The organism is Rhodanobacter sp. MP7CTX1, assembly GCF_014205795.1.
In the GTDB taxonomy this organism is placed as follows: Bacteria; Pseudomonadota; Gammaproteobacteria; order Xanthomonadales; family Rhodanobacteraceae; genus Rhodanobacter.
Window position 1 is genome coordinate 1 of record NZ_JACHCN010000010.1, and the last position, 12,638, is coordinate 12,638.

Below are 12,638 nucleotides of genomic sequence, written 5' to 3' on the forward strand. Positions count from 1 at the left end.
CCGTATCGCCTTCGCACTGCTCAAGACCGATTCGCAGTATCAACCCAAATTACCCCAAACCACTTGCATGCAAACATAGAATCTCCCACAAGAGCGGGGCGTTCGCGCGCACGCTCTATACAGCTTGGGCGACGCTGCGGACGGTGCGGCGACTTTTCCAACGAGCGGCGAGGCACGAGAAGATCACGTAGAGGGCTGGGGTGCTGAGCAGAGTCAGGCTTTGCGAGATCAGCAGGCCGCCGATCATGGCGATGCCGAGCGGGCGGCGCAGGTCGGAACCCTCGCCCAGACCGATGGCGATCGGCAGTGCGGCGAGGATGGCGACCATGGTGGTCATCATGATCGGCCGGAAGCGTACCAGGCAGGCCTCGCGCGCCGCCTCCAGCGGCGACTTGCCATGCTCGCGTTCGGCGACCAGGGCGAAGTCGATCATCATGATCGCGTTTTTCTTGACGATGCCGATCAACAGCACCAGCGCGATCTGCGCGATGATCGAAAGCTCGGTGCCGGTGATCCACAGCGCCAGTAGCGCGCCGACGCCAGCGGCCGGCAGGGTGGACAGGATGGTCACCGGATGGATCAGGCTTTCGTACAGGATGCCGAGCACGATGTAGACGGTGAGGATCGCTCCAAGCACCAGCCACAGCATGCCGCTCTGCGATTGCTGGAAGCGGCGGAAATCGCCGCCGACGTTGAGCTTGATGTCGCCCGGCATGCGCATGTTGTTGCCGGTGGCCTGGATGATCTGCAGTGCCTCGCCCATGCTCACGTCGGGCGCGAGGTTGAAGCTCATGCTCATCGTGGTGTACTGGTTTTCGTGGGTGATCTGGGTCGGCGCCAGACCGGCGACCTGATGAGCGATAGCGGATAGCGGCGTCATCGTGCCGCCGCTGGTCGGGATGTACACGTGATTCAGCGCCGCTGGCGTGGCGGTCTGATTCGGCAGCGCATTCACCACCACCTTGTACTGGTTGAGATCGGAGTAGATCGTGCTGACCTGGCGCTGGCCGAACGAGTCGTACAGCACGCCGTCGATGGTGCCCATCGAGATGCCCAGTCGCGCCGCCTTGTCGCGGTCGATCACGATGTTCTGCTGCAGCCCGGCATCGTCCAGATCACTACCTACGTCGAGCAACTTGGGATTGTTCTTCAGCCCGGCCACCAGTTTGGGCAGCCATGCCTGCAGCTCATCCGGATTGTCGCCCTGCAGCGAGATCTGGTACTGCGCGCCCTGGCTGGTACCGCCGCCGCCAAAACTCGGCAGGTCTTGAATCGGTCGCAGACGTACGTTGAGGTCGGGATACTTGGCGGCCTTGGCGCTCAGCCGCGCAAGCACCGCAAAGGTGTCGTCCCGACGGCCCTGTGCGTGCGTCTTCAGTTCGATGTCGAACGAACCACTGGCGCCTTGCCGACTGCTGCCAAGACGCGCGCCCACGGTGGCGACGTCGTGGTCCTTCAGCAACATGTCGATCAGGCGCTGCTGGCGGTTCGACGCGTCCTTGAACGAGACGGTGGAACCCGACGTGGCGCGACCACGGATCAGGCCGGTGTCCTGTGGCGGAAACAAGCCGGTCTTGACCTGGGTGAACAGCAGCACGGTGATGCCAATCAGGATCAGCGGCGTCAACGAGAACAGCAACGCGTGGCGCAGCGAGAAATCCAGCGCCCGGCTGTAGAACCGCAACATGCCCTCATGGAAACCATCCAGCGCGACGGCCAGCTTCGAGGGCTTGCTCGTTGCTGGATCACCCGGCGCGTCGTGACCACTCAGGAAATGTCCGCACAGCGACGAGGTCAGCGTGAGCGAAACGATCGCCGATATCGTGATCGCTGCCACCAGCGTGAGCGTGAACTCCTTGAAGAACATGCCGGTGATGCCGCCCATGAACAACAGCGGGATAAACACGGCGATCAGCGACGCGGTGATCGAGACGATGGTGAAGCCGATCTCGCGCGCACCCGCCAGCGCCGCCTGCAGGCGCGGCATGCCCTGATCGATATGGCGGATGATGTTTTCGATCACCACGATCGCATCGTCCACCACGAAGCCGATCGCGATCACCAGCGCCAGCAGGGTGAGGTTGTTGAGCGTGTAGCCCAGGATGTACATCACCACCGCGGCACCGGCCAGCGACAATGGTACGGCCGCTGCGGCAATCAGGGTCGGTGCCAGCCGGCGCAGGAACAGCGCCATCACCATCACCACCATGGCCAGACTGATCAGCAAGGTGAGCTGCACTTCATGCAGCGAGGCGCGGATCGTCGGCGTGTCGTCGAAATACGGCGTCAGCGTGGTGCCGGGCTGCAGGTAGCTGCGCAGTGTCGGCACCTCCGCCTTGACCCGATCCACGGTGGCGATGATGTTGGCATCGGACTGCTTGTAGACGTACATCAGGATCGCCGGCTTGCCCTGGAACCAGGCCGCCTGGTACGCATCCTGCAGACCGTCGTAGACCTTGGCGATATCGGACAGATGCACCGGGATGTTGTTGTGCGTCGCGACCACCAGCTGCGCAAAATCAGCCGCCGTGTGCAACGCATCATTGGCGCTCACCGACATCGTGGTCACGCCGTTGGACAAAAAGCCCTCCGGCTCATTGACGTTTGCGGCGGTCAGCGCATTGCGCAACTGGTCAGGCGACAGGCCCATCGCATTCAGCGCGCGAAGATTCACGTCCACCCGCACCGCCGGTGTCGCCGCCCCGAGGATGTCCACCTCGGACACCCCGGGAAGCTGGCGCAGCCGCTGCGCCATCAGGGAATCGGCGACATCGTAGAGATCGCGCGCCGACTGGGTGTCGGAGGTCAGCGCAAACGCAATGATCGGATCGTCGTTCGGATTGGCCTTCTCGTAACTCGGCGGGCTGTTCAGGCCAGCCGGCAAATCGGGGGCGGCGGCGTTGATCGCCGCCTGCACATCGCGCGCGGCATCATCGATGTTTCGCCCGGCGTCGAACATCAGCAGCACCTGGGTACTGCCCAGCGAACTGGTCGAGCGCATCGTGTCGATGCCCGGCACCTGCCCCAGATGCCGCTCCAGCGGTGCGGCCACGGTGGACGCCATGTTGCCGGCACTCGCGCCCGCCTGACTGGCAGTGACGAAGATCGCTGGAAACTGCATGTTCGGCAGCGCCGCCACGCCGAGCAGCACATAACAGATGATGCCGACAGCAAACACACCCATCGCCAGCAACGAGGTGCCGATCGGGCGACGGATGAAAGGACCGGAGATATTCATGCGGCAGATCCAGCCCCCGCACACGGCAGGGGGGAATTGACAGGGTAGCTTCGCTTCATGAGTGACTCAACGCACGAGCCGCCAAAGCGTTGAGTCAGGATCGACGCGTTGAGTCATGGCGCCATGTTGAATCACGCTCGACAAAACGCCGAAAGGGGCGACGGCCCGCGGGCCCGCCCCTTTCCTGCCAGCTTCTTTTTCGACGCACCGTTGATGGCTGCGTCGAGGAACCTGGCGCCCGCACTCACGTGGTGCTCCGCGCCTGTATCAGTGCGCGTTGCTCGCGACGATGCTCCAACCAGTCGGAGAATCGCTCCATATACAGGTAGATCACCGGCGTGGTGTACAGCGTCACCAGCTGTGAAAGCAACAAACCGCCGACGATCGATACACCCAACGGCCGCCGCAATTCGGCACCAATGCCGGTGCCCAGTGCCAGCGGCAGCGCACCGAGCATGGCCGCCGCGGTAGTCATCATGATCGGACGGAAGCGCAGCAGGCAGGCACGGCGGATCGCGTCATGCGCGTTCATGCCGGTGCGTTTCGCCTCGATCGCGAAGTCGATCATCATGATCGCGTTTTTCTTGACGATACCGATCAGCAGCACGATGCCGACGATGCCATCCACCGACAGGCTCATGCCGCACATGATCAGAGCCAGCAGCGCACCGACGCCAGCCGGTGGAAGCGTGGAAATGATCGTCAGCGGATGGATGTAGCTCTCGTACAACACGCCCAGCACGATGTAGATCACGATCACCGAGGCGAGCAGCAGCAGGATCTCGTTGCTCAGCGAAGATGAGAACTCCGCCGCCTTGCCGATGAACTGGCCGCGTACCTGCGGCGGGAAGTTCAGCTTCTGCTCCACTTTGCCGATCGCATCCACCGCCTGCGACAACGAGTACCCCGGCGCCAGGTTGAACGACACCGTCACCGCCGGCAGCTGCTGCTGATGACTGATCACCAGCGGTGCATTGGTGTTGATGGAATTGGCCAGCGAAGCGAGCGGGATCGTGCCACCGTTGCCGATGATGATGCCGGTGTTGGCGACGCTGATACCGGTACTGGTCGACGAGTTGCTCGAAGCGGCCAGACCGAAGCTGGTCGCATTGCTTCCTGTCAGCGCGCCGCTGCCGTTGCTCTTGACGGTCAATTGATTGAGCAATGCGGTGCTGGTGCGGAACTGCGGGGCCACTTCCAGCACCACGCGATACTGGTTCAGCTGGGTGAAGATGGTCGAGATCTGGCGCTGGCCAAACGAGTCGTACAACGTATCGTCGATGGTCTGGATCGGCACGCCGAGTCGGCTCGCCTTCTCGCGATCGATGGTCAATTTGAGCGCGTTGCCCTGATTGGCCAGGTTGTTGTCGACGTCGGACAGCTCCGGCAGATCGCGCAACGCCTGGGTCATCTTCTCCGCATAGGTCGACAGTTCGTCCGCATTTACATCGGACATCGAGTACTGATATTCGGTGGCGGCAACGCGGGTATCCAGCGTCACGTCCTGCACGGGCTTCAGGTAGAGCTCTACGCCGGGAATGTCCGCCGCATTGTTTTGCAGGCTGGCCAGCACATCATCCAGGCCGCGGCGATCGCCGCGGTCCTTAAGCACGATGCTGAGCTGTCCCTGGTTCAGCGTGGGGTTGATCGAACCGGCACCGATAAACGCCGCCACACCTGCCACGTTGGGATTCTTGCGCAGCGCCTCGGCGACCGCCTGGGTGCGCTGTTCCATCTGCGGGAACGCCACGTTCTGGTCGGCCTGCACCACGCCGGTGATCAGGCCGGTGTCCTGTTCGGGCAACAGACCTTTCGGTATCACGATGTACAGGAAAACCGTAAGCACCACCGCCGCGCCCGCGACCATCATGGTCAGTGGCCGGTGATCGAGCACCCAGTCCAGCGTGCGCTCGTACAGGCCGACCGTACGCGTCCATAGATTCTGCTTGCCGGCGGCAGCATGTCGCTCGTGCGCATCGTCGCCCTCGGGCAACTGATCGGGCTTCAGCAGGTAGGCGCACATCATCGGCGTCAGCGTCAACGACACCAGCATCGAGATCACCACGGCGATGGTGAGCACCCAGGCGAACTCGTGGAACAGACGCCCGGTGACACCAGGCATCAGCAGCAGCGGCAGGAACACGGCGGTCAGCGAAACGGTCAGCGACAGCACGGTGAAGCCGATCTCTTTGGCACCGATTTCGGCCGCCTCCTTGCCTTCAACGCCCTGCTCGATGTAGCGCACGATGTTCTCGATCATCACGATCGCATCGTCCACCACGAAGCCGGTGGCCACGGTCAGCGCCATCAGCGAAAGGTTGTCCAGCGACATCCCGGTGAACGCCATCACACCGAACGTGCCGAGCAGCGACAACGGCACCGCGACCGACGGAATGATCGTGGCCCACAACCGGCGCAGGAACACGAAGATCACCGCCACCACCAGGCCGATGGTCAACAGCAGGGTGAACTCCACGTCCTCGACGGAAGCGCGGATGGTGATCGTGCGATCGGCAAACACACCCAGGTGCACATCGGCCGGCAGCACGCTGCGCAGCTGCGGCAGGATCTGCCGGATCTGCTGCACCGTCTGCACGATGTTCGCGCCCGGCTGACGACGGATGTCCAGCAGCACCGCCGGCTTGCCGTTGGCCCAGGCGGCGAGCTGGTCGTTCTCGACGCCGTCGACCACGTTCGCCACATCGGACAAACGCACCGGCGCATTGGTGGTGCTGCTGTACGAGATGATGGTGTTCTTGTATTCGGCAGCGGTGGCCAGCTGGTCGTTGGTACTGATGGTGTAGGACTGCGTGGTGCCGTTCAGCGTGCCCTTGGGCGCGTTGACGTTCGCCTCGGTCAACGCGTTGCGCACGTCTTCCATGGTCAGGCCGAGGTTGGCCAGCTGCGCCGGATTGACCTGGATGCGCACCGCCGGCCGAACATTGCCGGCGATCGAGACCAGGCCCACGCCCTGCACCTGCGACAGTTTCTGCGCCAGGATCGAGTCGGCGTAATCGTTGACGTCACGCAGCGGTCGACTGTCCGAGGTGAGCTCGAGCGTCATGATCGGCGCATCGGCCGGGTTCACCCGGTTGTACACCGGGGGATATGGCAGTGTGCTTGGCAGCGTGCCGCGCGCCTGATTGATCGCCGCCTGCACATCCTGCGCGGCGATATCGATGTCGCGGTCCATGTTGAACTGCAGCACGATGGTCGACAGGCCCGCCGACGAATCGGAGGTCATCATCGACAACCCGGAGATCTGTCCGAGCTGGCGCTCCAGCGGCGTGGTGACCAGCGAGGCCATCGTCGAGGCGCTGGCACCCGGATACTGGGTGCTCACCACCAGGCTGGGTGCTTCGATCTCGGGCAGCGCCGACACCGGCAATTGCCGGTAGCCGAGGATGCCGAGCAGCAGCACCGCCACCATCAACAGCGAGGTGGCGATCGGTCGGCGGATGAAGAGCGTGGAGAATCCCATGGGGCGTCGGAACCGTCAGTAGGCGAGGTCGCGGGCGACCTTCAGTGGAACAGGGGCGGCAAACAGCCGCGGCGAAGTCGTCCTTGGCAGCGCCGCGGTGAAGTCGTCCACTGGGTGGCCGCCCTTCACCGCCAGCAGCGCGCCGACGTCACTGACCATGACGCTTGCCGCCGCTCTGGTTCTTCTTGGCCTTGTCCAGTTCGGCACTGGTCGGCGTCGCCGGCACCTGGCCCGGCTTGAGTGCATTGACCTTGCTGCCCGGCTTGAGGCGGAACTGGCCTTCGGTCACCACTTGCTCGCCCACGGACAGGCCGGAGCTGATCATCACGTGGCTGTCGCCGACTTCACCGGCCAACTTGACCGGCTGCATCTTCACCGTCTGGTCGCTCTGCACCAGATAGACGTAATCACCATCCGGACCGCGCTGCACTGCTTGTGCCGGCACCACCAGGCCACCGTCCACGGTACGTACCTTCAGTTGCACATTGACGAACTGGCCAGGCCACAGGCTACTGGTTGGATTCGCGAACACGGCGCGCAGCTTGAAGGTACCGGTCGTGATATCGATCTGGTTGTCGACCACCTGCAGCACGCCGCTGGTATCGAGCGGGTGTGCGTCGGCACGGTCGAGCGCGATCACTTCGAGCGGATCGGTACCCTTGGCGGCACCACGCACCATCTCCAGGTTCACTTCCGGCAGATTGAATACCACGTAGATCGGCTGGATCTGGGTCAGCGTGTCGATCGCCGTGGTGGTGGTCACCACGTTGCCCGGATCCACATTGCGGATACCGGCAACGCCGTCGATCGGCGAGATGATCTTGGTGAAATCCAGCTGCACTTTCGTGGACCGGACGTTCGCCGCATCCGCGACCACGGTGGCTTCGAGCTGGGCCACGTTGTTGCGGAAAGTGTCCATGTCCAGCGCAGCGACGTAGCCGTTGGCGACCAGCGCCTGGTTGCGCTTGAGCGTGCTCTGCGCGGTGCCCAGCAGGGCCTCGTCCTGTTTCTGCTTGGCCGCTGCCTGATCATAGGCCGCCTGGAACGTGCGTGGGTCGATCTGCGCCAGCACCTGGCCCTTGGTGACCGGCTGGCCCTCTTTGAAATTGATCGAGAGCATCTGGCCAGCGACCTGTGCGTTCACCGTGACCGTATTCAGCGCCTGCACGGTGCCGAGTGCCGTGAGATAGACCGGCACATTCTGCTTGGTCACCGGCTCGACCGTGACCGGCACCGGGCCGTTGTCCTGGCCATTCGCTGCCTTGTCCGATGCACTCTGCTTGTCCTGACCCGCACCCTGCCGATGATGGCCTTCGCCAGCCGCGCCTTCAGGCTTGTGCAGCAGGCGGAAACCGATCAGTGCCACCACGATCACGGCAACGACGATCAACGCGATCTTCCAAAAACGCGACATGTAAAACTCCTGGGTTAAACAGTGTGGCTACCCCGCACACAACAACGCAGCATATATATATTCATATGTCGGATGTGTCCGGAGTTTGTCGGGCTTCCCCCAGCCGGCGACTTTCGTCCGACGGGCTCCTCATGGGGTGAAAGCATAGGGGTTGTTGAACGACCTTGAACAATGCCGGTTGACAGGGGTAAGGCATGACCGATGGCAGGGGAAACCGTGGTTTCAAGGCGTATTTGAGGCATCGGCGCGACTTCGCCGACTCCGATGACAACGGCCTCGTCTGGACCAGGGTCTCGCAGCCATCTACCGGAAGGCCTGAAACTTGCCGCGCGCTTCGTTTATAATCCGCGACTGGTTGTCTGTCCGACCCCAAGATCAGGGTCTGTCGGCACCATGGCAATCGATACCGCCCATCTGCGGTGCGGTAATCCACGCCGGGCTGATTTCGCCAGGCCGGTGCAACAGTGCAAGCATTCAGGCATGCCGGAGCAGCCATCGTGGCCTTCCGGCTGACCTACTGACAGGAGTACGTGCGTGAGCGGTCCCATGAGCAAATCCGACCAGGCAACCATCCGCCAACTTTCGCTGATGATCGGCGGTCTGGCCGTGCTGACGCTGGTACTGATCTTCGCCGGCTTCGAGATTTATCAGCGCGAGCCGCATGAAACCAATCCGAACGAAACGGCCCAGATCGCCGAGCGGATTGCCCCGGCCGGCGCCGTGTATGCCGGCGACACCGGTCGCGCCGCGATGCAGGCCGCGGCCGATGCCGCCACCAAGGCCGCCGCGTCGCAAGTCGCCTACGGTGGCACGACCGACGGCAAGACCATCTACGACAACCTGTGCACCAGCTGCCACACCGCCGGCGTCGCCGGTGCGCCGAAGCTGGGTGACAAGAGCATGTGGGGTCCGCGCATCGCCCAGGGTCTCGACACGCTGATCAAGCATGCGACCGAGGGTTATCACGGTCCGGATGGCAACTTCATGCCGGCAAAGGGCGGCAACCCCGCCTTGACCGACGCGCAGGTCAAAGCCGCCGTCACCTGGATCGTCGGCCAGGCAAAGTAAGGCCCGCTTCAACAAAGCAACATCCAACGCCGCCCTCGGGCGGCGTTTTCATTTGCCCCTTCTCCCCGACGGGGAGAAGGTTGGGATAAGGGACCGGTACTCGCGGGGAATCCACGCCGTAGGTTGGGGTGAGCATAGCGATGCCCAACTTCACCTCGGCGCCATGTTGGGCATCGCTATGCTCACCCCAACCGACAAGCGCACGACTCGGCGGATGTGCTCCCTCCCCTGCTTGCAGAGGAGGGCTGGGGCGGGGTCGCTCTTCGCCCAAAGGTCAAAAGCCTAACCCCCTCCCAGCCTCCCCCTGCAAGCAGGGGCAGGAGCAAAAAAGGCCTGCGGCTACGCGACACAAGACCCCAGACAAGATCTGTCATCGCGATCTGCTAGTTTTTACGCTCAAGGCCTACACGCATCTCACGGAACCACCATGTCGCTTCGCCTCGCCCCGTTTGTCACCCTGGCAGTCACCCTGCTCGCCGGCTGCGTCAGCCAAGCCCACAAGCCGATCCAACTTTCAGATGGCGCGCGAGCGAGCGTGGCGATCCTTGAAACCACCGACATCCATGCAAACGTGCTGAGCTTCGACTACTACAAGCTCAAGCCGGACGATTCGCTCGGCTTCGAGCGTACCGCGACCTTGATCCGCCGCGCTCGCACTGAGTTTCCCAACACCTTCCTGTTCGACAGTGGCGACACCATTCAAGGCAGCGTACCGGCCGACTATCAGGCGCTGGTAAAGCCCGTGGCCTGCGAGCAGGAACTGGCGATCTATCAGGCGATGGATGCGATCGGCTATGACGGCGGCACCATCGGCAACCACGAGTTCAACTACGGTCTTGGCTTTCTGTCGCAGGTCACCGGCACGCCAATGAACGTGGATGGCGCGCGCGCGAACCGTTGCGCCGGACCGCACTTCCCATTGGTGTTGTCCAACGTCGACAGCACGCGCGACGGCGCCCCGATCTTCAAGCCGTGGGCTGTGCTCACCAAAACCATCGAGGCCTATACACAGGACGGCAGCAAGGTCGAGGTGCCGCTGAAAATCGGCATCATCGGCTTCACCCCGCCGCCCATCATGCAGTGGGACAAGCAGAACCTGGCCGGCAAGGTCACCGTCAGCGGCGTGGTCGAGGCCGCGCAGAAGTATCTGCCGCAACTCGAAGCGCAGCATCCTGACGTGATCGTGGCGATCCTGCACGGTGGACTGGATACCGCGCCATACACACCGGAGATGGAAAACGGCGGCTGGTATCTGGCCGGCGTTCCGGGCATCGACGTGCTGCTGCTCGGCCACGCGCATACCGAATTTCCCGGTCCGCGCTACGCAGGCATGAAGGACGTCGACGCCCGGCGCGGCTTCGTGCGCAACGTGCCGGCCGTCATGGGTGGCTTCTTCGGCAAGGACCTGGGCGTTATCCAGCTGGTCTTGAATCGGCAGCAGGGTCGCTGGGTGGTCGACCTCGACAACACGCATAGCGAAGTGCGACCGATCTGTGCGCAGAAGAATCAATGCGTGCCGGCCGATCCCGGGATCGCACCTTTGGTGCAGAGCGTGCATGAAGCGGCGATCGCATACGTCAACACGCCGATCGGCGAAAGCACGCTGCGCATGAGCAGCTACTTTGCGGACGAAGGCAACATGACCGCACTGGCCGCCATCAACGCCGCGCAGGCTGACTACGTGCGGTCCGAATTGCCGCGGTTGCATCCCGAGCTTGCCCAGGTGCCGGTGCTGTCGTCCGCTGCCGCCTTCCGCACCGGCTTCGGCGGACCCGACGACTACACCGACGTCGCCTCTGGCGCGCTGACAGTGCGCAGTGCCGCCGACCTGTACTTCTATCCGAACACGCTGGCCGCAGTGAAGATCGACGGCAGCGTCCTGAAGGCGTGGCTGGAAAAATCCGCCGAACGCTTCAACCGCATCGACCCGACCAGGGACGGCGAACAGACACTGATCAACGACCACTACCCCGGCTTCAATTTCGACCAGATCCAGGGCGGTATCCGCTACGTCATCGACGTGTCGAAGCCCGCGGGCCAACGCATCACGTCGCTGACCTGGCACGGCAAACCCGTCGCGCTGACCCAGCCATTCATCGTCGTCACCAACAACTACCGTGCCAGCGGCGGCGGAAACTTTCCCGGCCTCGACGGCAAGAACATCGTGCTGTCCGCACCGGACGGCACCCGCGAGATCCTGGTGAAATGGCTGCAACGCCATCAAGAGCTCAGCGCGAAGGATCTCGAACCCACCTCATGGCATTTCGCGCCATTGAAGGCTCATGGCACCATCGTGTTCAAGGGTGCCGCAGGCAAACAGGATGTGGCCCAGGCAGCAGGACTCAGGCACATTCGCCAGATCAAGGACAACGGCGACGGCACCGCGACGTACGCGATCGATCTGTCGCGATGATGACGGTACGTCTTTGAGCTGACGGGCGATGTCGGTTATCAGCCGGAAGCCATCGGCGCCCGTAACTGGCTACTCAATGGAAAGGTGTGAAATCCATCCACTGGCCCAGCGCAAGTTAGTCCCAGCGATTGGCATTCTTGGGGAACCCCGGTCGCTGTACCCGGACGACACAGAAGCGCTGCCCCGTAGGTGCTTGCATCACGACCCAACGTTCAAGGCGATCCACGACCTGAGCCCCTAACTTCTCCAGGCGAGCCACCTCGGCGGGAATGTTGTCGGTCTCAATGTCTACGTGAACCCTGCTCTCATGCGTGACGCGCTGAATCTCAACGATGGGTTCGTCGTCGGGCGTTTCCAGCATGCGGTAATTGCCGCGAGTGCCTGGATGATCCAGGTCGATCGGCCGCCCCAATGCTTCAGTCCAGAAGCTGGCGGCCTTGTCGATATCGGACGTATTGCAATCGATGAGCAGCGCGCAAAGACGGGAATGGTGCATAACTTCCTCATCCGAATTAGGTTGCGTGGAATGTGAAGATGTCGGCCTTGGGTGGCGGGCAGCGTGCCAGTCCGACCTCGGCGGCGCAACGTCTGCGCCTGACCAGAAGCCGACCTTTCGAAGATTTGAGGCACCATACGAACACGATTAGGTCGCCCTGAACTCAGCCCTGGAAGAGAAATGTTGGACTTCTTCAAACAAGCGTCACTGTTTGTGATGACGGCACTCGCCGAGATCATCGGCTGTTATTTGCCGTGGCTCGTATTGAAACAGGGCAAATCCGTGTGGCTTTTGGTGCCGGCAGCCGTTTCGCTGGGCCTATTTTCCTGGCTGCTTACGCTGCACCCTGCCGCCGCCGGAAGAACGTATGCCGCCTATGGCGGGATCTATATTGCGGTCGCGTTGCTGTGGCTGCGATTTGTCGATGGCGCGGTGTTAACCCGATGGGACATCACCGGAGCAGGTGTGGCTCTCCTGGGTATGGCAATCATCGTCCTGCAGCCCCAAACGTAACGACCGTCACGGCCA

General features: G+C 62.6%; 8 protein-coding genes. 3 read left to right on the forward strand and 5 right to left on the reverse strand.

What is annotated here, in order from left to right:
* Positions 1 to 115: 115 nt before the first annotated feature.
* The 4 genes from HDE77_RS13045 to HDE77_RS13060 form a co-directional block, all read right to left on the reverse strand.
* The gene (locus tag HDE77_RS13045) at positions 116 to 3,238 is read right to left on the reverse strand and encodes an efflux RND transporter permease subunit (RefSeq protein WP_184417836.1); all 3,123 of its coding nucleotides are present in this window, start codon (positions 3,236 to 3,238) and stop codon (positions 116 to 118) included.
* 244 nt (positions 3,239 to 3,482) lie between these two features.
* The gene (locus HDE77_RS13050) at positions 3,483 to 6,719 is read right to left on the reverse strand and encodes an efflux RND transporter permease subunit (protein WP_184417838.1); all 3,237 of its coding nucleotides are present in this window, start codon (positions 6,717 to 6,719) and stop codon (positions 3,483 to 3,485) included.
* Positions 6,720 to 6,734: 15 nt separating this feature from the next.
* Entirely contained in the window at positions 6,735 to 6,878 is a 144-nt protein-coding gene (locus tag HDE77_RS13055) for a hypothetical protein (RefSeq protein ID WP_184417839.1), read from the reverse strand.
* Complete coding sequence (locus tag HDE77_RS13060) at positions 6,868 to 8,133, reverse strand: efflux RND transporter periplasmic adaptor subunit (protein ID WP_184417841.1); 1,266 nt, start codon at positions 8,131 to 8,133, stop codon at positions 6,868 to 6,870. Before HDE77_RS13060 ends, HDE77_RS13055 begins: the two co-directional genes overlap by 11 nt.
* Positions 8,134 to 8,679: 546 nt before the next feature.
* On the opposite strand from HDE77_RS13060, the gene HDE77_RS13065 reads away from it, so the two are divergent.
* Both HDE77_RS13065 and HDE77_RS13070 read left to right on the forward strand, forming a co-directional pair.
* Complete coding sequence (locus tag HDE77_RS13065) at positions 8,680 to 9,201, forward strand: c-type cytochrome (RefSeq protein ID WP_184417843.1); 522 nt, start codon at positions 8,680 to 8,682, stop codon at positions 9,199 to 9,201.
* A gap of 427 nt (positions 9,202 to 9,628) precedes the next feature.
* Positions 9,629 to 11,614, forward strand: a complete 1,986-nt coding sequence (locus HDE77_RS13070; RefSeq protein WP_184417845.1) for a bifunctional 2',3'-cyclic-nucleotide 2'-phosphodiesterase/3'-nucleotidase — start codon at positions 9,629 to 9,631, stop codon at positions 11,612 to 11,614.
* 115 nt (positions 11,615 to 11,729) lie between these two features.
* On the opposite strand, the gene HDE77_RS13075 is transcribed toward HDE77_RS13070, so the two are convergent.
* Positions 11,730 to 12,110 carry a VOC family protein gene (locus HDE77_RS13075; protein WP_184417847.1) on the reverse strand — a complete coding sequence of 127 codons (381 nt, stop codon included), beginning with the start codon at positions 12,108 to 12,110 and terminating at the stop codon, positions 11,730 to 11,732.
* A gap of 180 nt (positions 12,111 to 12,290) precedes the next feature.
* Between HDE77_RS13075 and HDE77_RS13080 the strand changes: the two genes are divergently transcribed.
* The gene (locus HDE77_RS13080) at positions 12,291 to 12,623 is read left to right on the forward strand and encodes a YnfA family protein (protein ID WP_184417849.1); all 333 of its coding nucleotides are present in this window, start codon (positions 12,291 to 12,293) and stop codon (positions 12,621 to 12,623) included.
* The last annotated feature ends 15 nt before the right edge of the window (positions 12,624 to 12,638 follow it).

Coding starts and splice junctions, on each gene's coding strand:
- HDE77_RS13045 (WP_184417836.1), bottom strand. CDS start 3,238: ATGAATATCTCCGGTCCTTTCATCCGTCGCCCGATCGGCACCTCGTTG.
- HDE77_RS13050 (WP_184417838.1), bottom strand. CDS start 6,719: ATGGGATTCTCCACGCTCTTCATCCGCCGACCGATCGCCACCTCGCTG.
- HDE77_RS13055 (WP_184417839.1), bottom strand. CDS start 6,878: ATGGTCAGTGACGTCGGCGCGCTGCTGGCGGTGAAGGGCGGCCACCCA.
- HDE77_RS13060 (WP_184417841.1), bottom strand. CDS start 8,133: ATGTCGCGTTTTTGGAAGATCGCGTTGATCGTCGTTGCCGTGATCGTG.
- HDE77_RS13065 (WP_184417843.1), top strand. CDS start 8,680: ATGAGCAAATCCGACCAGGCAACCATCCGCCAACTTTCGCTGATGATC.
- HDE77_RS13070 (WP_184417845.1), top strand. CDS start 9,629: ATGTCGCTTCGCCTCGCCCCGTTTGTCACCCTGGCAGTCACCCTGCTC.
- HDE77_RS13075 (WP_184417847.1), bottom strand. CDS start 12,110: ATGCACCATTCCCGTCTTTGCGCGCTGCTCATCGATTGCAATACGTCC.
- HDE77_RS13080 (WP_184417849.1), top strand. CDS start 12,291: ATGTTGGACTTCTTCAAACAAGCGTCACTGTTTGTGATGACGGCACTC.